The organism is Hyphomonas atlantica corrig., assembly GCF_000682715.1.
GTDB lineage: Bacteria > Pseudomonadota > Alphaproteobacteria > Caulobacterales > Hyphomonadaceae > Hyphomonas > Hyphomonas atlantica.
Genome location: NZ_AWFH01000001.1, coordinates 451,556 through 473,743, shown reverse-complemented (window position 1 = coordinate 473,743; position 22,188 = coordinate 451,556). Strand labels below are relative to the sequence as shown.

The following is a 22,188-nucleotide window of genomic DNA, read 5'->3' as shown; positions in this document are numbered from 1 at the left end:
ATTCCGCTCGGGATTTATGCGTTGGAGCCATCGGCACAGGTGAGCCGACTGGTGGGAACTCTAGACGGAGGCTGGCAGGCCTTATGTGTAACGCTCCGCTTCAGGTCTCTCTGGATACTGGCCATGATGTGTTGCTGCGGCCCGTCGGGATTGAGGATGAGTCGAAGTTCCAGCAAATCTTCCGGGCAATGTCTCCGGAATCCCGCTACCTGCGATTTTTCAGTGGGGCGAACCCCGTGCCGGATGCGGTGGTCCGATCCCTTGCTGATGCAGACGGGCACAAGCATATCGCCTGGGGCATTCTGGATGAGGGCGAGGATGGCACGCCGTTGATGGCTGCGGCCCATGCGATACGCAGTGAAGAGGGGAGCGACCGGGCGGAACTGGCGCTGGGTGTGCTGGACCAGTATCAGGCGCATGGCCTCTCACGGCTTTTGATCGCGTCTGTTGCCCTGTCCTGCCGGGCGCGCGGCATCATCACGTTGGAGGCGGAAACGCTGCCGGAAAACCGCAAGGCAAACAGCCTGTTCAAGGCGCTGGGCGGGAAAGTGATCCGGCCCATGCCGCCAACGACACTCTGGGAGTTTGATGTCGCCCAATTGATCGAAACCCTCCGAACGATGGAACGTCCGGAGGGTTTGCGAAAAGTCTTTGCCGTGAATGCAGGCGGGACCGCTTAGGAAACCCGCTCCACCATCATGTGCTTGATCTTGGCGATGGCCTTGGCCGGGTTCAGGCCTTTCGGGCAGACCTGCGCGCAGTTCATGATTGTGTGGCAGCGATACAGTTTGAACGGATCTTCCAGATCGTCCAGACGCTCGCCGGTGGCTTCATCGCGGCTATCGATCAACCAGCGATAGGCCTGAAGCAGCGCGGCAGGGCCGAGATACTTGTCGCCATTCCACCAATAGGACGGGCAGGACGTCGTGCAGGATGCGCAAAGGATACATTCGTAAAGGCCGTTCAGCTCTTCGCGGTCTTCCTCGGATTGCTTCCATTCCTTTTCAGGCTCTGGCGTCACCGTTTTCAGATAGGGCTGCACATAGGCGTGCTGCGCGTAGAAATTGGTCAGGTCCGGGATCAGGTCTTTCACCACTGGCTGGTGGGGAAGGGGCGCGATCGAGATTACGCCGCCCGGCAATTCGTCAAAGCCCTTGGTGCAGGCAATCGTGTTCTGCCCGGCAATGTTCATTGCGCAGGACCCACACACGCCTTCGCGGCAGGAGCGACGGAAGGCCAAAGTCGGGTCAATGGTGTTCTTGATGTAGAACAGCACGTCCAGGATCATCGTGCCGGCCTTGTCCATGTCTACCCAGTAGACATCCCAGCGCGGATTGCCGCCCTCTTCGGGGCTGTAGCGATAGATCTTGAACTGGCGAAGATTGGTCGCGCCTTGCGGCTTTGGCCAGGTCTTGCCTTTTTTAGGCGCGGAGCCTTTGGGGAGGGTAAGCTGTACCATGTCTTGCGTGCCTTGCTGTCCTTAGTACACCCGGGCCTTCGGCTCGATGTAGCTGATTTCGTTCGAGAGCGTGTAATTGTGCACTTCGCGATAGTCGATCGTGACCTTGCCGGCCTCGTCACACCAGGCGAGCGTGTGCTTCATCCACTTCTCGTCATCGCGCTCGGAATAGTCTTCGCGGGCATGGGCACCGCGGCTTTCTTCCCGGTTGGCAGCCGAATTCACGGTAACGGCGGCCTGAGCGATGAGGTTGTCGAATTCGAGGGCTTCGAGAAGATCGGTATTCCAGACCATGCCGCGGTCTTTCACATCGATGCCCGGAGCCTTCTTGTAGACTTCCTCGATGGCGTCGACACCGTCCTTCAGAACGTCGCCGGTGCGGAACACTGCGCAATTGTTCTGCATACCCTTCTGCATTTCCAGGCGCAGCTTGGCGACCGGCTGGTCGCCGGTTGCGTTGCGCAGGCGGTCCAGGCGCTCAAGATGCTTGTCGGTCGCGCCTTTTGGCAGTTCCGGCTGGGTCGCCCCGGCTTCGGTGGTTGCGCCGCAGCGCTGGCCGGCTGCACGGCCGAACACAACAAGGTCGATCAGGGAGTTGGAACCGAGACGGTTTGCGCCATGCACGGACACACAGGCCGCTTCGCCAACAGCCATCAGGCCTGGCACCACGGAGTCCGGATCGCCATTCTTCTTGGTCAGCACTTCACCGTGATAATTGGTCGGGATGCCGCCCATATTGTAGTGAACGGTTGGCAGAACCGGGATCGGCTCTTTCGTGACGTCGACGCCTGCGAAGATTTTCGCGGTCTCGGAGATGCCCGGCAGGCGCGCCGCCAGCACATCTGCGCCGAGATGCTCAAGGTGCAGGTGGATGTGGTCTTTCTCTGCGCCAACGCCGCGACCTTCGCGGATTTCCATCGTCATCGCGCGGGAGACAACATCGCGGGAGGCGAGGTCTTTTGCGGATGGGGCATAACGCTCCATGAAGCGCTCACCTTCGGAATTGGTCAGGTATCCGCCTTCGCCGCGGGAGCCTTCGGTGATCAGGCAGCCGGACCCGTAGATGCCGGTCGGGTGGAACTGAACGAATTCCATGTCCTGCAGCGGCAGGCCGGCGCGCAGCACCATGGCGTTGCCGTCGCCCGTACATGTGTGGGCAGAGGTACACGAGAAGAAGGCACGTCCGTATCCGCCAGTTGCCAGGACAACCTTTTGCGCGCGGAACCGGTGAAGCGTGCCGTCATCCAGTTTCCATGCCGTGACACCGCGGCAGGCGCCTTCTTCATCCATGATCAGGTCGAGCGCGAAATACTCGATGAAGAATTCGGTCTCTTCCTTGACGCACTGGCCATACAGCGTGTGCAGCATGGCGTGCCCGGTCCGGTCAGCCGCAGCGCAGGTACGCTGCACGGGGCCCTTGCCGAATTCGCGGGTCATGCCGCCGAAGGCGCGCTGGTAGATCTTGCCTTCATCGGTCCGGGAGAAGGGCATTCCCCAATGCTCCAGCTCGTAAACAGCGGCGGGCGCTTCACGGCAGAGATATTCAATCGCGTCCTGGTCGCCCAGCCAGTCAGACCCTTTGACGGTGTCGTACATGTGCCAGCGCCAGTCATCCTCACCCATATTGCCGAGCGAGGCAGCGATGCCGCCCTGTGCGGCAACCGTGTGGGAGCGCGTTGGGAAAACTTTCGAGATACAGGCGGTTTTCAGGCCGGCCTGTGCGGCGCCCAGGGCAGCACGGAGGCCAGAGCCGCCAGCGCCCACAACCACGACATCATATGTATGGTCGGTCCAGGTGTAATTGCTCATCTTGTTGCTTCTCCCGCGGGCTCTAGGCGCCCGCGCCAATCCAGAGTTTGAGAACCGAAAGAGCCACAGTCACGAACAGCGCGATGCACACGAAGCTGTTCAGGATCAGCAGGGCCGACTTGGTTCCCGTTTTTGCGATATAGTCCTCGACGACCACCTGCATACCGATACGCATGTGGTAGAACGCCGCGCCGGCGGTCAGTATCAGCAGGATGGCGTTCCACGGCTTTGCGGCCCAGGCCTGAGCAGAGGCGAGGTCACCGCCCATCGCATTGATGATGGAGAAGACGAACCACGGGACGAGGAAGATCAGCGCAATCGCGGAGACGCGCTGGCGGATATGGGTTTCGGTGCCCGACTTGGCAGAGCCGAGACCGCGGGCCGCCTTGGCGGGCGTGATGAAATTGTTCGATGCCATGTCAGTCGCCCCTTAAAGCCAGGTGGCAGCAGCAAAAATTGCCGCGGCACCAATGATGGAGAAGAGGTAGATGAACACCGAAACCGTGCTGGCGGTCTTCGGGTCAAATCCGACATGTGGTCCGTCCCAGAGCAGGTGACGAATGCCGTTCAGGAAGTGGTACATGACCGCCACAGCCCAGAGGAACAGGATGACCTGACCATACCAGGCGGACACGATGTCTTCGATCACGCTGTACCAGCCTGCGCTGGTTGCGAGGGCAATGATCCATGCTGTGATGAGGAATGTTCCGAAATACAGGGCCATGCCCGTAAACCGGTGTGTGATGGACGCAGCCATCGTGATGTGGAACCGCCAAATCTGAAGATGAGGCGACAATGGGCGCGTATCTGCCCGTGTAGTGCTTGTCATGAGGGAATGACCTTGCTTGCCTGCAATGAATGCTTTGGCTTGGGTTCTAGGTTTCTCTATGCTTCTGTCAACGGCACAGGGCGTGGGAGCGACAATATGAAACCTTTTCTTTTTGCAGTGGCTTTTGGTGGGCTGGCCAGCGTTGCCGTCGCGGACCCACTGGACACGCTCGTGCCTGAATATGAGGCCTATGTAGATGCCAACAGCCCCGAAGGCGCTGCGCGCACGGCAGGTCTGGCGCCGGATCGCTGGTCTGATGTGACGCCTGAAGCGATTGCTGAGCAGGCCGATGCGGCGAGAGCCTTGTTGGAAGAAGTGCAAAAAGCTGAAACTGAGCGCGAGATAGATCAGGCCATCCTGATCCGGCTGCTCGACTCGGATATCGTATGGGCAGAGACCGATTCGGCGCGCATACCGTTTGTCGGGGATTGGGGGTTTCAGGCAGAGCCGGTTTTTGCAGCCCTGCGGGTAAATCTCGACAGCGAGGCGGCCGCTGAAGCCTGGATCGCACGCCTGAATGACGTGCCGCGATACTTTGATGAGAATATCGCAAACATGCGCCGGGGGATCGAGACAGGCTGGACCGCGCACAAGGATCCGCTGGACACGGTGATCGCGCAAATTCGAGAGCAGGTTGTGGATGATCCGGCGGAAAGCGACCTTTATGCGCCGTTCCTGTCCCTGCCTGAAAATATGGACCCGGCGGTTGCCGAGCGACTGAAGGCTGAAGGCCTGACTGCGACGCGGCGCGCAATGGATGCCTATCTGGATGCCTGGCGGTTCCTCGAAATCGAGTACAAACCCTATCTGAGACAGGGCGCAGGCATTGCGGGCCTCGAGAACGGTCAATCCGTTTATGCGGCGATGGTTGAATACCATACGGCGGGCGCGGGGTATTCGCCGGTTGAGATCCACCAGCTTGGCCTCAGCGAAGTTGCGCGGATCCGTTCTGAAATGGAGGCGATCATTGCTGAAATCGGCTTTGAGGGGAGTTTCGAGGAATTTCTGACCCATCTGAGGACAGATCCGAAATTCTATGCGCAATCCGCTGACGAGTTGATGGCGGCAGCAGAAGAGATTTCATCGCGTCTGCGGGCCAGTCTGCCAGACTATTTCGGGAATCTGCCAGAGCTGGAGTTTGAGGTGCAGCCTGTGCCGGACGCGATTGCGCCGGGCTATACAACAGGCCGCTATGTATCCGGCGATCCGGAGGAGGGTCGGCTGGGCATTTACCTTGTGAATACCTACGCCCTCGACCAGCGACCGCTCTATGAGCTGCCCGCCTTGTCAGCGCATGAGGCCGTGCCAGGGCATCACCTTCAGATCGCCCTTGCCCAGGAAATGAGTGATCAGCCGAAATTCCGGCAGGACTATTACGCAACCGCCTTTGGCGAAGGGTGGGGTCTGTATGCAGAACGGATTGCGGGTGAAGCGGGCATCTATCGCACGCCCTATGAGCGGTTCGGGGCGCTGTCCTATGAAATGTGGCGCGCGTGCCGTCTCGTGGCCGATACGGGACTGCACTGGTATGGCTGGACCCGAAGCGCAGCTGAAGCCTGTTTCATCGAGAATTCCGCCTTGGCGCCGCTCAACATTCAGACCGAAGTGACGCGCTATATAGGCTGGCCGGGCCAGGCCGTGGCCTACAAGGTCGGGGAACTCAAGATCCGCGAATTGCGCGCGCGCGCCGAAGCCTCATTGGGCGACTCGTTTGATGTGCGGGAATTTCATGATGCGTTTCTTGCAGAAGGCGCTGTGCCGCTCGATGTAATGGAGGCGCGCATTGATGACTGGATCGCCGCGCAACATTCCACCGCTTCAAACACCGATACGCTTGCAGACTGATCCCCAATGAAATTGACCATTATCGAGACCGGACTCGTGCCCGAGGCCATTCGGGCGGACTTTGTCGACTATCCCGAGATGTTCCGGGACCTGATCTCGGTGGCCAGTCCTGACATGGAGTTCGAGACAGTTTCGGTGATCAAGGGCGAGGCCCTGCCCGATCCGTCGACGTTGGAAGGTATCCTGATCACAGGCTCGCCGGCGGGCGTTTATGATGACTTTCCATGGATCGCGCCGCTTGAGGACTTCATCCGAGGGGCGGCGAAGGCTGGCGTTCCGCAAGTGGGCATCTGTTTCGGCCACCAGATCATGGCCGAGGCATTGGGCGGCAAGGTGATCAAGTCGCCAAAAGGGTGGGGGATTGGCCTGCACACCTACGAGATGAAAGCCTGTCCGGACTGGATGGAGGGCAATTGCCCGGCGACCATATCGGTGCCGGTGAGCCATCAGGACCAGGTGGTGGAGTTGCCGCCGGGCGCAAGCGTGATGGCGAGATCAGACTTCACCCCAATGGCAGCCATCGATTACGGCAAGACGCCAGCGGTCTCGTTTCAGTGCCATCCTGAATTCAATGCCGAGTATTCCGCCGCGCTCTACCGCAGTCGAAAAGGGCGGCCCCTGACAGAGGCCGCCGTTCATGGGGCAATCGAGAGCCTCAACGCGCCGCTGGACAGTCAGCGGCTGGGCGTCTGGATCGCAAACTTCCTGACATCCGGGCGTTAGCCGAAACGATAGCGTACGCCGACCGTGAACAGGTTCTGTTGGTTCTCGATTTCGAGATTGCCGGGGAAGAGGTCATTGTTGACCTCAATGTCTTCGGTCGCCCGGTAGGCATATTCGCCATAGACTTCCCAGGTCTCTGACGCCAGCCAGGTCAAACCGGCCTTGAGCTGGTAGGCAAATTTGGTCTCGCCATCATCAACTACGCCAACGCCTGATGGGTTGTATTGTACGTCCACATCGGAAAAGCCGATGCCGGCGCCCGCATAGGGCTGGACTGTGCCACCGTTGTTGAAGTCATAGTACAGGTTCGCAAAGACAGAGGTGCTTGAAATGTCACCCCGACCGTCTGCGACGACATCCGCTACGGTTGCGCCGAGGGGCGTCGGGCTGCCCGCGATGGACGCGGCGTCGAGGGCATCAATGCTGCCGCCGCCGAGTGTAACGCCGGTATGAGTGTCGACATCGGCACTGGAGTAGGCGAGTTCGACTGCGCCGCGGAAACCATTGCCATAGCGTGCGCCGACTTCAGCGCTGAAACCTGTGCCATTATCGAATTCCGTGTTCCAGCCATATGGCGTGCCAGCGGCGACATCGAGTGTCGTTCCGTCGCCAAGATTACCGGTGGTGAACGCGCCGGTCGTGCCAGAATTGTCGCTGTCTGACTGATTCAGGTAGCTGACTGATCCGGCAGCGTACCAGTCCTGGGCCATGGCGGGGGCGGCGAGCAATGCCGCCACGGAGATGGTAACCGATATGTGTGAGAGTTTCATGGGGGGTTCCTCAATGACAGGGTTGGTGTCATCAGGGAGTACGAACCGAGTGAAAGATCGGATGATTAATAAAGAGTCATGTTTTGACGCCTATGGCGCACCTCATGCATATCCTAATCGAAATGATACACTCGACGTGTAGGGACGCATTAAGCCTGGAGACACAAGACTCATGATGCCCAAACCATTGGCTGATATTCAGCCGAACACGCTGGAATTTGAAATTCTTCCGCTCGTGAAGCCGACCGGCTTTCGTGAATATGATGCTCGCTGGTGGTTCAACGGCATTGGCAAGGAAAAAGCGCCTGAGCTGAACCTGACAGGCGTGCAGGCGCTGGGCCTTGGCATGGCGACGCTCTTCCATGAGCTGGGCGTGGAACCGAAAGTGGTAACCGGCCACGATTTCCGCTCTATCAGCCAACCGATCAAGAACGCGTTGATTCTCGGCCTGGTGCAGGGCGGATGTGAAGTCCTGGATGTGGGGCTGGCCCTCTCGCCAATGGTGTACTGGAGCCAATTCGAGCTGGACGTGCCATGCTGTGCGATGGTGACGGCGAGCCATAATGAGAATGGCTGGACCGGTGTGAAGATGGGCGCCAACCGCCCGCTGACTTTCGGGCCGGATGAAATGGGCCGCCTGAAGGAAATCGTCATGGGTGGCGACTTCCAGCCACGCGCTGGCGGCGCGCATCACCGCGTCGATGGCATTCGCGAGAAGTATATCGAGGCGGTTGTGGGCGACACCAAGCTGACGCGTCCGCTGAAGGTGGTCGCGGCATGCGGAAACGGTACGGCAGGTGCGTTCGCTCCGGATGCGCTGCGCATGATGGGCGCCGAAGTTATCGAGATGGATTGCAATCTCGACATGACGTTCCCGAAATACAATCCGAATCCGGAAGATTCCGAAATGCTGCATGCCATGGCCGAGATGGTGCGCGAGACTGGCGCCGATGTGGCGCTGGGCTTTGACGGTGACGGCGACCGCTGTGGTGTGGTCGACAATACGGGTGAGGAAATCTTTGCTGACAAGATCGGCCTGATGCTGGCACGCGACCTCTCAAAGATCTATCCAAACGCAAAATTCGTGGTCGATGTGAAATCCACAGGCCTCTACAAGACAGACCCCGTCTTGCAGGAGAATGGCGCGACAGTCGATTATTACAAGACCGGTCACTCCTACATCAAACGCCGCACGACAGACCTTGGCGCACTTGCGGGCTTTGAAAAGTCCGGCCACTTCTTCTTCCGTGAGCCAATCGGCCTCGGCTATGATGATGGCCTGGTGGCGGCAAAGGCGGTTCTGGAAATGCTGGATCGCAATCCGGACAAGAACATGGCCGACCTCAAAGGTGAGCTGGGTGTTGCTTACACGTCTCTCACCATGTCTCCGCATTGCGATGATGAAACCAAGTATGGCATCGTTGACAAGATGGTTGAGGAATACAAGAGCCTCAATGGTACGGAGATCCTTGGGCGGAAGGTCGTTGACGTGAACACAGTCAACGGCGCCCGCGTAACGCTTGAAGACGGCTCCTGGGTGCTCGTGCGGGCGTCCTCAAACAAGCCGGAACTGGTCGTCGTGGTAGAATCCATGGCCAGCGCGGATGACATGCGGGACCTGTTCCACAAGGAAGTGAAGCCACGCCTTGGCAAGCATCCGGAAGTTGGTGCCTACAATCAGGAAATCTGATCAGGCATTTGCCGGCGGAGTTTCCGGTCCGTACCCGTCCATTTCAGCGTCGTCCTTCTCGGTCGCGCGCTGGAAGGCGGGGCGGGCCATGCCGCGTGAGATGTAGTTCGTCAGGCGTGGGGTTGTGGGTATGGTGCCGAACTGAACGCCCCAGGCGATCTGTGAACCGACATAGATGTCGGCTGCGGTAAATCGATCACCACAGATGTGGGGCCGGTCATCCAGGATCGAGGTCAGCGTCGCAAGTGTGCGCTCGAAATCGCCATAACCGGCCATGCCGGAATGTTCGGATGGCACGTTGAACCCCATTGCCCTGTTCGTGCTTGCCTGCTCCCAGGGGCCAGCGGCAAAGAACATCCAGCGATAATAATCGGCCCGCTCTTCGGGCAGGGGAGCGAGACCCGCATCGGGAAACGCTTCGGCGAGATAGGCGCAGATGGCGCCGCATTCTGTCACCGTTTTTCCCCCATGGACGATGGCAGGCACTTTCATCATGGGATTGATGGCTTTGTAGTTGTCTGACTGCATTTCCGGCCCGTAGTGCAGCAGAACAGTTTCATAGTCTGCGCCGGTCTCTTCCAGCATCCAGCGTGCGATCCGGCCGCGCGACATGGGGTTCGTGTAAAAGGTCAGCTTCGTCATCATTATCCCCAATGGATTTTCCATGCACTATCCTAGTCTGGTGCGTGCAGCATTGCCAGAAGGATACCGGACTCACTCCTTCGACCTCAGGCCGGTGTTCCCGCACTGGCCCTCTTGACCGATTGGCACAAAAATCGCACCCCTCGCGATCAATCCATATGGTTTGTTTGAAGTGAGGAAATCTCATGCGTGTTGCGATGATTGGGACAGGCTATGTCGGCCTTGTGAGCGGGGCCTGTTTTGCAGATTTCGGACACGTTGTGACGTGCGTCGACAAGGACGCGTCAAAGATTGAGAAGCTCGAAGCGGGCGTTATGCCTATTTACGAGCCGGGCCTGGACAGTCTGGTCGAGAAGAACGTCAAGGAAGAGCGTCTGTTCTTCACAACTGAAGCCAGGGACGCGATCCGCAATGCCGACGCAGTGTTCATCGCAGTTGGCACGCCATCCCGCCGCGGCGATGGGCATGCCGACCTGTCTTACGTCTACGCGGCAGCAGAAGAAATCGCCGAACTGATGGACGGCTTCACTGTCGTTGTAACCAAATCAACTGTTCCAGTTGGAACTGGCGACGAGGTTGAGGAAATCATCCGCAAGAAGCGCCCCGATGGCGATTTCGCAGTTGTCTCCAATCCGGAATTCCTCCGCGAAGGCGCCGCCATCAAGGACTTCAAGATTCCAGACCGTGTGGTCGTTGGAACGGATGATGAGCGCGCCCGTGAGGTGATGACGGAACTCTATCGCCCATTGTTCCTGAATGAGACGCCAATCCTGTTTACAGCGCGTCGTACGTCAGAGCTTATTAAATACGCCGCCAACGCATTCCTGGCTGTGAAGATCACGTTCATCAATGAAATGGCGGATCTGTGTGAAAAGGTTGGGGCCAATGTCCAGGAAGTGTCGCGGGGAATCGGACTCGATGGCCGTATTGGCAAGAAATTCCTGAATGCCGGACCGGGCTATGGTGGATCCTGCTTCCCGAAAGATACACTCGCGCTGACGAAGACGGCAAATGACTACAATTCACCGGTTCGGATCGTGGACACGGTTGTCGAGGTCAATGCGGCCCGCAAGAAAGCGATGGCGGACAAGGTGATCGCGGCAATGGGCGGCGATGTGAAAGGCAAGACGATTGGCGTTCTGGGCCTGGCATTCAAGCAGAACACCGACGACATGCGCGACGCGCCGAGCCTCGACATCATTCCGGCGCTTCAGGCGGCCGGTGCGAAAATTCGCGCGTTTGACCCTGAAGCGATGGAAGAGGCATCTCACCTGCTCAGCGATATCGAGTTTGCGAAGAACGCGTATGATGCGGTCGAGCAGGCGGATGCGATGGTGATTGTGACGGAATGGGACCAGTTCCGTGCGCTGGACCTCGATCGGATCAAGGCGGCACTCAATTCAAACATTGTGGTTGACCTCCGGAACATCTATTCACCTGAGGACATGGCGGGCCGTGGATTCCAGTACACGTCCATTGGGCGCCCGTTGGTCTGAGACGTCAGGAAAACAGGATTCTGAACATGAAATTTTTCGTAGATACAGCCGATACAGGCGACATCGCCGAGCTGGCCGCCACCGGCCTGATCGACGGGGTGACCACCAACCCATCGCTGGTCGCCAAATCCGGTCGCCCGTTCGCCGATGTCATCAAGGAAATCTGCGAGATCGTCTCCGGGCCGGTCAGCGCAGAAGTTGTTGCAACCGATTATGATGGGATGATCACCGAAGGCCGTAAATTGGCGAAGATCGCTGACAACGTTGCCGTAAAGCTCCCGCTGACCCTGGATGGCCTTAAAGCTTGCCGTACCCTCTCGGATGACGGCACGATGGTGAACGTCACGCTTTGCTTCTCCGCCAATCAGGCGCTGTTGGCAGCGAAAGCTGGCGCGACCTTCATCTCGCCCTTCATCGGCCGCTTGGATGATATCAATGTGGATGGCATGGAGCTGATCTCCGACATCCGCCAGATCTATGACAATTACCTGTTCGACACGGAAATCCTTGCCGCGTCGATCCGCACGGCAAACCATGTGAAGCTTTCGGCTCTGGCCGGCGCTGACGTGGCCACAATGCCGCCAGCCGTCATCAAGGGACTGGTCAAGCATCCGCTGACCGACAAGGGTCTTGAGACCTTCCTGGCGGACGCTGAAAAGGCCGGCATCAAGGTCTGAGTGTCATGACCCAGTCAGACGGCCCACGCGGTCGTGTTCTCATCATCGCCGGATCTGACTCCGGCGGTGGTGCTGGTATCCAGGCCGACATCAAGGCCGTCAGCATGCTTGGCGGCTATGCGATGACTGCGGTGACCGCGATTACCGTACAGGATACGCGCGGTGTGCATGGTGTCTGGCCTGTACCGATCGAGGCCGTTACCGGCCAAATGCAGGTGACGCTAGCCGACATTGGCGCAGATTCCATCAAGACCGGCATGCTCGGCTCCGCGCCTCTGGTTGAAGCGGTCGCAGAAATTCTGTCAGAGCGCGCGCAGTTCGTACCGAGGGTGATAGATCCGGTAATGGTCGCCACGTCCGGTGACCGTCTCGTGGATGCGAAAGCCGTTGAGGCAATCCGGGCGGAACTCGTGCCCCTGGCCCGTGTGGTGACCCCAAATGCGCCCGAAGCCGAAGTCCTTACCGGCAAGGCAGTCGAAACCGTCAGCGGACAGAGACGGGCGGCTGAAGCATTGCTGGAATTGGGCGCGAACGGAGCATTGGTGAAAGGCGGCCATATTGGCGGGGATGTGATCACCGACGTTCTTCAGACCACGACGGGGGAGTGGATCTTCGAAAGCCCGCGGATTGATACGACCTCCACGCACGGAACCGGCTGCACGCTGGCCTCAGCGATTGCTGCGCGTCTTGCGCAAGGCATCAGTGTTCCGGATTCGGTTGAACAGGCGCGTGAGTACCTGATGAAAGCCATCCGTGAAGCGAAAGGCTTCGGAAGCGGTCACGGCCCGGTTCATCACGGCTGGGTTCTGGACGAGGAATAGCCCCCCTTAACGGGTGTTCAGAATTCATCGTTTTTCCAGAACGGACTGCCGTGGCATTCAGGTCTTCTTCTTTGGAGACATCGCCATGCCAACCCTGCCATTCTATCAGATAGATGCATTTGCCTCGAAGCCGTTCGAAGGAAACCAGGCCTGCGTCATGCCGCTGGACGCCTTTCTGCCGGATGAAACGCTTCAGGCGATCGCCGCCGAAAACAATGTTGCCGAGACAGCCTATATTGTCCCTTCAGGGGAGGGGGTGTGGACGCTGCGCTGGTTCACGCCTGCTGTGGAAGTACCGCTTTGCGGCCATGCGACGCTTGCGACGGCACATGTCCTCTATGAAGAGCTGGGATTTTCCGGAGAGTCTATTGCGTTCGACACGGTGAAGTCAGGCCGGCTGACTGTCCGGCGGCTGGATGATGGCCGCCTGGAGATGGACTTTCCATCTGGACCTGTCACAGAAATTCCTGTCACGGACGAGGTAGCGACGGCTCTGGGCGCACGACCGGCGCAGGCTTGGGGTGGCATGTTCTATGCCGCCCGGTTTGATACGCCGGACCAAGTGCATGCCCTGGCGCCTGACCTGAAAGCATTGAAAGATCTCGGCGCGCCGGGCGAGGGCTGGGACCGTGGGAACTTTGGCTGTTTTGCAGCGGGCGGCGACGGTGTGGATGTGACCAGCCGTTTCTTCGCGCCGGGAAGCGGCATTGACGAAGACCCGGCTACAGGAAGCTGGCATACCATGCTTGCGCGTGTGATGCGTGAGCGGTTCGATCTGGATGCAATGAGTTGTTTTCAGGCGTACCCGGGCCGCGGCGCTTACATCGATACAAAGCTTCAGGGGGACCGCGTGAAGCTGATCGGCCAATCCGTGACCGTGATCAAGGGCAGCTTCAGCCTCTAGGGCAGGCTATTCGGCGCCCCAGGGCGCGGGCGGTGTTGCGACCGGTTTTGACGTATCGAACTCGACGCGGAAAAACCGGTTCGGCCGCTCCATTTCGTAAGCAAATAGCGTATGCGTGGGGCGCACTTCGATGGCCCATGTATTTTCCTTCGACTGAGGAATTCCCTCGGCGTCGAACAAGGCCTTGGTGGCGTCATCCGCCGGAAAGTTCATCCGGCTGCCGCTCAGGCGATCGTCGCGCGCGCCGCCATACCAGGTAATGGCGTCCAGGCTGCCATCCTCATGACGATGGTCATGGTGCAGGGTGAGGCGTCCACCTTCGTGGTGGATGACCCATGTGCGGGAATGATCATCGCCCACGTGAAGCGGGATACGGATTTCGTCATCGGAGCATTCACGGACATGCATGACAACGCGTTCAGCGCGCCAGGAATCATCTTCCTTGTCTTCGCTGACGATCCGCCCCTCGAAAGCTTGTCCGCAAAGCTGGGACAGGCGGTGCATGAACTCTGCTTCCCTTGAGTCCTGTCCGCTACAGGCGCTGAGAGCCAGTATCGTTACAAGGGGAAGCAGAGCGCGCATCAGACAATCCTAGTGGCGGAAGTGGCGCATGCCGGTGAAGACCATGGCGAGGCCAGCCTCATCGGCGGCGGCGATGACTTCATCGTCGCGGATCGAGCCACCCGGCTGAATGACGGCTGTCGCACCCGCTGAAGCGGCTTGCAGAAGACCATCAGGGAAGGGGAAGAACGCATCCGATGCTGCCACACAGCCTTTGGTCTTTGGTTCGGACCAGCCGGCCGCTTCGGCGGCGTCTTCGGCTTTGCGTGCCGCAATGCGGGCTGAGTCGATGCGGCTCATCTGGCCAGCACCGATGCCAACAGTTGCGCCATCTTTCGCATAGATGATCGTGTTGGATTTTACGTGCTTTGCGACGCGCCACGCAAACAGCATGTCTTCCAATTCCTGTTCGGATGGCGCTTTCTTCGTCACGACTTTCAGGTCTTCACGCGTGATGCGGCCAAAATCGCGGTCCTGCATCAGGAAGCCGCCAGCGACCGTTTTCACGAACCGTCCGCCCGCTGCCGGGTCTGGCAAGCCTTCCGTAATCAGGAGGCGGAGATTTTTCTTTTTGGCGAAGATGGCTTGAGCCGCTTCATCAGCGCCGGGGGCGATGACGACTTCGGTGAAGATCTGGGAGATTTCGGCCGCGGTCTCTTCGTCCAGCGCGCGGTTCAGGGCCACGATGCCGCCAAAGGCCGACGTGGAGTCGCAGGCCAGAGCCGCGCGATAGGCTTCAATGATGCTGGAGCCTTGCGCCACGCCGCACGGATTGGCGTGCTTGATGATGGCGACGGCTGGTGTCTCGGCGCCCAGTTCGCCGATCAGTTCATAGGCCGCGTCGGTATCGTTGATATTGTTGTAGGACAGTTCCTTGCCTTGTAGTTGCTTCGCGGTGGCGACGCCGGGGCGTTTCTCACCGGTCACGTAGAAGGCTGCCTTCTGGTGCGGGTTCTCGCCATAGCGCAGGCTCTGCTGTCGCTTGCCGCCAAGGCTTGCCCAATCCGGAGCCGGCTCGCCCAGTTGTTCGGCATACCAGGTCGAGATGGCGGAATCGTAGGCTGCTGTGCGTGCATAAGTCTTGGCCGCGAGTTTTCGGCAAAGTGCCACGCTGACCTCGCCATTGGCCGCCTCCATTTCGGCCAGCACAGCATCGACATCGCCGCCATCGGTACAGACGGCCACGAACGCGCCATTCTTTGCCGCGGCCCGCAACATGGCCGGTCCGCCAATGTCGATGTTTTCAATGCAGGTTTCGAAGTCCGCGCCGGAAGCGACGGTCGCTTCGAAGGGGTAGAGGTTCACGTAAATCAGGTCGATTGCACCAATACCGTGCGTCTCGGCATCTTTCACATGGGAAGGATTGTCCCGTAGATAGAGCAGGCCGCCATGAACTGCGGGGTGAAGCGTTTTCACGCGTCCATCCATCATTTCCGGAAAGCCGGTAAGATCTGCCACGTCCTTCACGTCCAGCCCTGCCTCTTTCAGGAGCTTGGAGGTGCCACCCGTGGAGACGAGTTCGACACCCATCGCGGCGAGCTTCTGGGCTTGCTCCACCAGTCCGGTCTTGTCCGACACGGAAAGCAGGGCGCGGCGAATGCGAACGGGGGCTCCGCGAGAGGCGGCATCTGTCATGTTGGGAAATCCTTTGGCGCAGGCTTCAAGCTGTTGCCGCGGGGGGTAGCATGACCGCCGATTGCGTCAAGCGCTCCAGCGCCGCGCACGTTCGGCGCGTTCGCTCGCATATTCGGGAACGAGCACGCCGAGCAGCCTCAGAGCCTCTGACCGTTCCCGTCTCGATGCGGCTTCGATCAGCTCAGCCAGCCGTTTATCGAACAATTCGGAAAGGGTGTGCACATTCTCGACTTGCCAGACGCCATCCACGGTCGTTGAGCTGACGGCCTCATGTTCATAGGTGAGCGCTTCGTGCATCTTCTCACCTTCACGCAAGCCGGTCGTCGTGATCTGGATATCCACGCCGGGCACGAGGCCTTTCATGCGGATCATTGTTTCGGCGAGCTGCAGGATGGGCATGGGTTCGCCCATATCGAGAACGTAAAGGCCTGTCTGCGCTGTCTTGTCCTGTATTGCTGCCGATTGCAGCACAAGAGCGGACGCTTCTTCGACGGTCATGAAGTACCGCGTCACGCCGGGGTCGGTAAGCGTAATCGGGCCGCCTTCGGCGATCTGGCGCTCGAACAATGGCACCACTGATCCGGACGAACCGAGCACGTTGCCAAATCTGACGATAGACGCCGCCATTCCGGTTCTGCTGGCAATGCGCGAGATTGCTATCTCAGCCAGGCGTTTCGTGGCTCCCATGACATTGTCTGGGTCTACAGCCTTGTCGGTCGAGATGAACACAAACCGTTTGGCTCCAGCCGCGGCTGCTGCTTCAGCAGCGTTCACGGCCCCGAACACGTTGGTCAGGATTGCCTCGCACAGATTCCGTTCCATTAGCGGTACATGCTTGAGGGCCGCCGCATGAATGACGACGTCCGGCTTGGCGTGAGCCATGATGTCGGAAACGCGTTTCATGTCGCGCACATCACCTAGTCGGGCTTGATGCCGACCTGGCAAGAGGCGCGATAGCTCCATATCAATAGAGTAGAGATTGTACTCCGACGCATCCATCACCGTGAGAGAGGCCGGGTTCAGACGAGCAACCTGGCGGGTCAGCTCAGAGCCGATTGTGCCGCCACCCCCGGAAACGAGTACGTTGGAGCCGGCCACGAGATTTCGTACCGGCTCAATGTTCAGGTGCCTTTCAGGACGTGACAGCAAGTCTGACGGGCGCACAGGTTCAAGCACTTGTGCGGTTTGATCCTTGCTCAGCGCCATGATCTCAGCGCCATGGTCTGAAGCAATTTCCAGAATGCGGATTGTCTTGTCACGCTGGCGAGCTGTTCCGGTCAGTGCGACCCAAGGGGTCTGCTTGTAGCGAACAGCAAGGACGTCGATCAGATCACCGAGTTCATCAAGCGATCCGAGAATAGGGATTCCCCGAATGGCGCGCCCGGTTTCTGTTGGCTGAACATCGACCAAACCGAGCAGGCGGATCCGGTTTGTTTGAGCAGACGATTGAAGCCGCCGGATGACGTGCACGCAGCTTTGCGAATCTCCTACGAGCAAGACCGGCTGACCGTTTTTCGCGATCGGGCTGAAAATCTGGAACGGGGCATGGGTGGTGCGAGACAGGGCGAACATGCGCCCGATGAACAAGCCGATCGTCCATATGATGAGGGCGGACGTGAGGGTTGTGTACGGTGTTGCCAGCAACCCATTCAACATCAACATGACGGGTAGGTATATCAGCGCCGACAGGCAGACTCCCTGAAAAACCCGTACAGCGTCCGGCCACCCCATGTGGCGCCAGACCTGCTTCTGGATTCCAAGAATCAGAAAGGCCACTGTGACCGCGAGTGCGAAGAAGCATGTGCTGATTGCTATGGATGAAACGGGGAATTCTGGTCGAGGGTTTTCGGACGACCAAATCAACAATCCGGAGAATCCCATTGCGCAAACTGCAATGAACACATCAAATCCGAGTGTCAGCGCCATCGCCCTGCGGGCGGCCTGTTGTGGCGTCATGCGGATCTTTCCTTCAGAAATGCCCACCGAATACAATTCGGAGGCTGCTGCCCGTCCCCATTCGGATCTGCGAATCCAGCCATAACGATTTGCTCAGGTCTTTCAACCACTCCGCGCGCCAAATAAACGGTTCTTTCAAGCCGGGCGCCCTCATGACTCGTCTTGAATTTCCACACTGCGCCGTCGTCGCAGACAAGACGAATCGCGTCTTTTCCCATGATTGCCGTCACCGTGGGATGTAGATGAAAGCGAATTTCGAAGCCAATGAACTTCCGGTCATCTGCGGGTGGCTGTGAGACGGGGCGGACCAGCGAATCCTCGCCGGTAAGGCGTTTTCCGTCACCCGACATGAAGAGGCGACGACGATGAAGCAAACCGCAGGCCGCCTTGTAACCGCCGTGCTGGGCGTCCAGCCAGATCTCGTCGGCTTCTTCCAGGCGTTTGGCCGATATGCCTTCCGGCCCGTGCGCAGACAGCAATCTGGACTCTTCGTTCAGCGAGAAAGTCGCAGAGTCACGACCGGAAAGAACAAGGGTTGAATGTGCACCTGATCGACGAACGGCCGCCTGCCAGTCGACGTTCACTTCGGCGCTGTACCCACATGATGTGACCAGCCGACATGGGCCGTCAGAGAGTTCAAATCCCAATGCGCCGGCATGGGCGAAGTCGCTGAAGGGTCTCTCCGGTGCGTCCCCACAATCAAGAATTAGTTTTAATCCATTCTTTTCAAGCTTCTGGAAGCCAGATTTCGGTGCAAACATGAATCGGCGTGGTGGCGAAGGGAGCCGGGCGAGGGCAGCTTCAACGGCCTCGGGACGGGATTCGTCTCCGTCATTGAACGGGCTTAGTGCACCATCCTCTACCTGAAAGAATGCGACCATCGCGCCGACACGCGAAATCCATTTCTCGAGAAAATCTGGCTCGGGGTGACCTGCGCGATGGAACAAGTCCTGCAGGGTCAGCAAGTGGATGAGTGTGTTGAGCCCGCGTGACGGGCTGCGCGTGACGTGGCCACCGTCTGGCAGGATCTGGGCTGTGCATTCCGCGTCGAGGCGGGCGACCGCTGCGTCCAGGCTCATCGCGCGATCTATACAAAGCGCAGCAGCAACCATTGTGACCGATGCAAACCACCTGGCCTTCGGGTCTGTCGCCGCATCCACTTGCCCCGAGATGTAGCGGAGCTGGCGGACGAGACAGTCCAGCCGGACTTCCCGCTCGCTTGTCGAGCCGGTTTCGAACACTTCCCGACCGCAAAGCAGCCAATTCCAGCATCGCACGCTCGTAGGCGCCAATCGCCAGGAAAACCCGTTAAAGTTGCCGTGAGACTGTATCCATTCATCGACAAATCTGACGGCACGTTCGGTGCCTTCATTGCCTTGATCTAGCAGGTCAGGCAGCCATGAAAACCGATGCAGACGATCTGCGAAATGCTTCGAGGGCAGGGGTGTTGACCACGGGGACTGACCCGGTGCCAGCGTCATGCGCTGCATGCCGATGCGCCAGATATCCTGCATGAGGGCTTCGCCGCGGCGATCATCCGACGGGATGAGGCGGTTCAGATGATGAGAGAATTGTTCCGGAACAGGCCCGGAAACGCCAGAGCGCTGCAAGGCCGAGACTTTCACATCATCTCCGGATATCCCGCGAAACCTGCGCCAGAGCGCGGCGTCATCAGCCCCCGTTCTGGTGCGGTCAGCCAGGATTTCGCTGTCTCCGCCTCCCACGCTCACCGTCCATTCTGTCTCAAACTATACTTTTACGTGCGGCCTGAGTGACCGAATATTCTCAGCATAGGCGTTTGGACCGCCCTTGAAAACGGCAGATCCGGCCACGATGGCGTTTACGCCGGCAGAGATCGCTTTTGGGGCAGTTTCTGCATTCAGGCCGCCATCAATCTCAAGAATGATGTCGCGTCCTGTCGCGTCGATCATGCTCCGCAACTGCTCGACCTTGCGCAGCTGGCTGTCGATGAAGGCCTGGCCTCCGAAACCCGGATTGACGGACATGACAAGGATCAGGTCGGTCTCGTCGAGAACGAGTTCAAGAATGCTTGCAGGGGTGCCCGGGTTCAGGGCGACACCCGGTTTCATGCCGGCGGCGCGTATGGCCTGAAGGGTACGGTGCAGATGGGGCCCTGCTTCCGGATGCACGGTCAGGATGTTTGCGCCAGCTTTTGCAAACGCCGAAATGAACGGGTCCACTGGGGCGATCATCAGGTGCACGTCGAAGGGCTTGTCTGTGCATTTCCGCAGTTTCTCGATGACGGGAGCCCCGAATGTCAGGTTTGGCACGAAGTGCCCATCCATGACATCGATGTGGATCATATCTGCGCCAGCATGGTCGATGGCGGCAATTTCCTCACCGAGACGGGAGAAATCTGCGGAGAGAATCGAGGGAGAAATAAGCACGTCGCGCATGCCCCCTCCCTATGCCGGAACAGCCAACCGCACAAGGCGGTCGGCTGCCGGAATATGCGTGAAGCGGCTTAGTAGGCTGCTGCCGGAACGAGTTTCCAGCCGTCGGCACCAGCGATGATGTCAACCGGGGTGCCCGGCGCGATATAGACGTCTGCGCCCTGGATGATTTCCTTCACGTCGCCCGTCGAAAACCGCACGATGTAGGCATAGCCCTGTTGCTTGCCGACCGCTTTGCCCGCTGCGTTACCGGCAATACCGCCGATCACGGCACCGCCAATGGCGCCGGCCGTCTGGGCCTTGTCACCACCGCCGAGTTCAGAGCCGGCGAGGCCGCCTAGAACAGCGCCGGTTGCCGTGCCGATGAGGGAGCGGTCAGACTGGATCGTCACCGCGCGCACCGAGGTCACAGTGCCCTGATATACGGTCGAGGCCTGGCCGACAGCGCCTGGGGTTGCGGTGCCTGCGCCATAGCTGTTTGCACATCCGGTCAGCGCAAGTGTCAGGGCAGCAAAGGCACCCACAGCGACCTTCCGGGGGGAAAATTCGGTAATCATGTTCGAGTGCTCCTTGCACATTTTGATGGGGCGATTTTGCACAAAGCGCCCTGAATGGCAGATGAACTCTGCGGGGCGTTTTTGTGGCGCGTCAATTTAAAGATTGGAAACCATCAAAGCGGCCGGGTCAGAGGCGTGTCAGTCTGGTGATGAAGAACGCATCATGCCCAGCGCCTTCGCTCGGAATGGTCAGTAGATCGCCAGCTTCGGTGAGGCAGTGCTCGAAGCCGGGGATTTCGTCCGGTTCAATCGCATGGCGCGTATAGAGGCCGTTCGAGAGCGCGCCTTCCACGATCTCAAGCCCCTCAGACTTGAGCGGCGTGCAAACGCAGTAGATCACGGTCCCGCCCGAGACGACCATGTCTGCAGCGGCGGCGAGCAATCTGGCCTGCGCGGTTGGGAAACGGTCGATCTCTGCTTCGCGCTTGATCCACGCGCCTTCCGGGTGGCGTCGCAGCGTGCCTAGAGCCGAGCAGGGGGCATCCAGCAGCAATTTCGAGACGGGCGCATTCGGTCGCCATTCGTCGGCGTTTGCCGCGATGATGTCGGCCGACAGGCCGGTTCGTGCGAGGTTTTCCCTGAGCCGTTCCAATCGCGGCTTGGAGCGATCAACTGCCGTGACCTGTGCGCCGCTTGTCGCCAATTGTAGCGTTTTGCCGCCGGGGGCCGCGCAAAGATCTATGATCTTGTCGTCTTCTGTCGCGCCGAGTAGCCGGGCAGGCAGGGCAGCGGCTGCATCCTGAACCCACCAGTCTCCGCTGTCATAGCCTGGAAGCGTTTCGACGTTCGAGTGCCCGAGGCGAACAGAACCGGTCGGCAGCAGGTCGCCATGTGTCGCCGTCGCGACTTCAGCTGGGTCTGATCGCGCGGACAGGAAAAGAGGCGCCTCTGACAATTGATGCGCCGCGAGCCTTTCAGCGCCCTCCGCGCCGAGGTCTGCCGCGAACCGGTCAGCCAACCAGTCTGGCCAGACGGAGATTGCGGGCATGGCGTCCAGTCCCGGATCCGTGTCCGCGGCCCGGCGCAAGACGGCATTGAGGAAGCTGCCGCCTGAGCGGGCGTCCGGCCACCCCTTGGCGGCCTCAACGGTCTCGGACACCGCCGCGTGCGCCGGTGTGTCCAGTCGCCAGAGCTGTACCGCGCCGATGCGCAGCAGCGCGCGAATGGCGGGGCTTGTTGCCTCAAGAGGGCGGGAGAGAAGAGGGGAGAGCCCAGCATCAATCCGACCGAGTTCCCGCAGCGCGGCGCTCGCCATCACGCGCGCAAAGCCGCGATCCGGGCCTTCCAGGTCATTGTAACTGTCTGTCTTCGCCATCGCTTCATCAAGCGTTCGACGACTGTCCAGCGTCAGCATCAGCAGTTCTGCTGCTGCGCGCCGTGTTTGGGCTCCGCTCATCCTG

The 22,188-nt window shown here is 59.3% G+C and carries 21 protein-coding genes; 8 read left to right on the top strand and 13 right to left on the bottom strand.

The window, feature by feature from the left end; translation table 11 throughout:
- The first annotated feature begins 83 nt into the window (after window positions 1–83).
- Window positions 84–680, top strand: a complete 597-nt coding sequence (locus HY36_RS02320; protein ID WP_051602409.1) for a GNAT family N-acetyltransferase — start codon at window positions 84–86, stop codon at window positions 678–680.
- Here the strand turns inward: HY36_RS02320 and HY36_RS02315 are convergent.
- Genes HY36_RS02315 through sdhC form a run of 4 tightly spaced genes read right to left on the bottom strand, consistent with a single transcriptional unit; the run spans window position 677 to window position 4,097 of the window.
- Complete coding sequence (locus tag HY36_RS02315; RefSeq protein ID WP_027838092.1) at window positions 677–1,459, bottom strand: succinate dehydrogenase iron-sulfur subunit; 783 nt, start codon at window positions 1,457–1,459, stop codon at window positions 677–679. The genes HY36_RS02320 and HY36_RS02315 overlap by 4 nt on opposite strands.
- Window positions 1,460–1,480: 21 nt before the next feature.
- Window positions 1,481–3,268, bottom strand: a complete 1,788-nt coding sequence (gene sdhA / locus HY36_RS02310) for a succinate dehydrogenase flavoprotein subunit (protein WP_035547641.1) — start codon at window positions 3,266–3,268, stop codon at window positions 1,481–1,483.
- A 22-nt stretch (window positions 3,269–3,290) separates the two neighbouring features.
- Complete coding sequence (sdhD, locus tag HY36_RS02305) at window positions 3,291–3,686, bottom strand: succinate dehydrogenase, hydrophobic membrane anchor protein (protein ID WP_035547638.1); 396 nt, start codon at window positions 3,684–3,686, stop codon at window positions 3,291–3,293.
- A 12-nt stretch (window positions 3,687–3,698) separates the two neighbouring features.
- Entirely contained in the window at window positions 3,699–4,097 is a 399-nt protein-coding gene (gene sdhC, locus HY36_RS02300) for a succinate dehydrogenase, cytochrome b556 subunit (protein ID WP_035547636.1), read from the bottom strand.
- 96 nt (window positions 4,098–4,193) lie between these two features.
- On the opposite strand from sdhC, the gene HY36_RS02295 reads away from it, so the two are divergent.
- Together HY36_RS02295 and HY36_RS02290 are read left to right on the top strand one after the other, a co-directional pair.
- Window positions 4,194–5,942, top strand: a complete 1,749-nt coding sequence (locus tag HY36_RS02295) for a DUF885 domain-containing protein (RefSeq protein WP_081806003.1) — start codon at window positions 4,194–4,196, stop codon at window positions 5,940–5,942.
- A 6-nt stretch (window positions 5,943–5,948) separates the two neighbouring features.
- Window positions 5,949–6,665 carry a type 1 glutamine amidotransferase gene (locus HY36_RS02290; RefSeq protein WP_035547633.1) on the top strand — a complete coding sequence of 239 codons (717 nt, stop codon included), beginning with the start codon at window positions 5,949–5,951 and terminating at the stop codon, window positions 6,663–6,665.
- Here HY36_RS02290 and HY36_RS02285 read toward each other — a convergent pair.
- The gene (locus tag HY36_RS02285) at window positions 6,662–7,435 is read right to left on the bottom strand and encodes an outer membrane beta-barrel protein (RefSeq protein ID WP_035547630.1); all 774 of its coding nucleotides are present in this window, start codon (window positions 7,433–7,435) and stop codon (window positions 6,662–6,664) included. The genes HY36_RS02290 and HY36_RS02285 overlap by 4 nt on opposite strands.
- Before the next feature lie 175 nt (window positions 7,436–7,610).
- Between HY36_RS02285 and HY36_RS02280 the strand changes: the two genes are divergently transcribed.
- On the top strand, window positions 7,611–9,125 hold the full coding sequence (locus HY36_RS02280; RefSeq protein ID WP_035547627.1) for a phosphomannomutase/phosphoglucomutase: 1,515 nt from the start codon (window positions 7,611–7,613) through the stop codon (window positions 9,123–9,125).
- On the opposite strand, the gene HY36_RS02275 is transcribed toward HY36_RS02280, so the two are convergent.
- Window positions 9,126–9,770, bottom strand: coding sequence for a glutathione S-transferase family protein (locus HY36_RS02275; protein ID WP_035547624.1), 645 nt, complete (start codon window positions 9,768–9,770; stop codon window positions 9,126–9,128).
- Window positions 9,771–9,952: 182 nt separating this feature from the next.
- Here HY36_RS02275 and HY36_RS02270 point away from each other — a divergent pair, with 182 nt between their 5' ends.
- The 4 genes from HY36_RS02270 to HY36_RS02255 all read left to right on the top strand — a co-directional run bounded on the left by HY36_RS02270 (window position 9,953) and on the right by HY36_RS02255 (window position 13,665).
- Entirely contained in the window at window positions 9,953–11,263 is a 1,311-nt protein-coding gene (locus tag HY36_RS02270; protein ID WP_035547621.1) for a UDP-glucose dehydrogenase family protein, read from the top strand.
- Window positions 11,264–11,289: 26 nt separating this feature from the next.
- Window positions 11,290–11,940 carry a fructose-6-phosphate aldolase gene (gene fsa, locus HY36_RS02265; RefSeq protein ID WP_035547618.1) on the top strand — a complete coding sequence of 217 codons (651 nt, stop codon included), beginning with the start codon at window positions 11,290–11,292 and terminating at the stop codon, window positions 11,938–11,940.
- Window positions 11,941–11,945: 5 nt separating this feature from the next.
- A complete protein-coding gene (gene thiD / locus HY36_RS02260; RefSeq protein WP_035547615.1) occupies window positions 11,946–12,761 on the top strand; it encodes a bifunctional hydroxymethylpyrimidine kinase/phosphomethylpyrimidine kinase in 816 nt (271 codons plus the stop codon).
- Between the two features lie 85 nt (window positions 12,762–12,846).
- On the top strand, window positions 12,847–13,665 hold the full coding sequence (locus HY36_RS02255) for a PhzF family phenazine biosynthesis protein (protein ID WP_035547614.1): 819 nt from the start codon (window positions 12,847–12,849) through the stop codon (window positions 13,663–13,665).
- Window positions 13,666–13,671: 6 nt separating this feature from the next.
- On the opposite strand, the gene HY36_RS02250 is transcribed toward HY36_RS02255, so the two are convergent.
- The 7 genes from HY36_RS02250 to HY36_RS02220 all read right to left on the bottom strand — a co-directional run bounded on the left by HY36_RS02250 (window position 13,672) and on the right by HY36_RS02220 (window position 22,184).
- Window positions 13,672–14,247 (bottom strand): hypothetical protein, encoded by a 576-nt coding sequence (locus HY36_RS02250; protein ID WP_035547611.1) that lies wholly within the window; start codon window positions 14,245–14,247, stop codon window positions 13,672–13,674.
- A gap of 9 nt (window positions 14,248–14,256) precedes the next feature.
- Complete coding sequence (gene purH, locus HY36_RS02245; RefSeq protein WP_035547608.1) at window positions 14,257–15,861, bottom strand: bifunctional phosphoribosylaminoimidazolecarboxamide formyltransferase/IMP cyclohydrolase; 1,605 nt, start codon at window positions 15,859–15,861, stop codon at window positions 14,257–14,259.
- A 66-nt stretch (window positions 15,862–15,927) separates the two neighbouring features.
- On the bottom strand, window positions 15,928–17,817 hold the full coding sequence (locus tag HY36_RS02240) for a polysaccharide biosynthesis protein (protein ID WP_051602408.1): 1,890 nt from the start codon (window positions 17,815–17,817) through the stop codon (window positions 15,928–15,930).
- On the bottom strand, window positions 17,814–19,541 hold the full coding sequence (locus HY36_RS02235) for a heparinase II/III family protein (protein ID WP_051602407.1): 1,728 nt from the start codon (window positions 19,539–19,541) through the stop codon (window positions 17,814–17,816). Before HY36_RS02235 ends, HY36_RS02240 begins: the two co-directional genes overlap by 4 nt.
- Before the next feature lie 24 nt (window positions 19,542–19,565).
- On the bottom strand, window positions 19,566–20,234 hold the full coding sequence (gene rpe, locus HY36_RS02230; RefSeq protein WP_035547605.1) for a ribulose-phosphate 3-epimerase: 669 nt from the start codon (window positions 20,232–20,234) through the stop codon (window positions 19,566–19,568).
- 68 nt (window positions 20,235–20,302) lie between these two features.
- Entirely contained in the window at window positions 20,303–20,788 is a 486-nt protein-coding gene (locus tag HY36_RS02225) for a glycine zipper 2TM domain-containing protein (protein ID WP_155841636.1), read from the bottom strand.
- A gap of 127 nt (window positions 20,789–20,915) precedes the next feature.
- On the bottom strand, window positions 20,916–22,184 hold the full coding sequence (locus HY36_RS02220) for an RsmB/NOP family class I SAM-dependent RNA methyltransferase (protein ID WP_035547602.1): 1,269 nt from the start codon (window positions 22,182–22,184) through the stop codon (window positions 20,916–20,918).
- Window positions 22,185–22,188 lie beyond the last annotated feature (4 nt).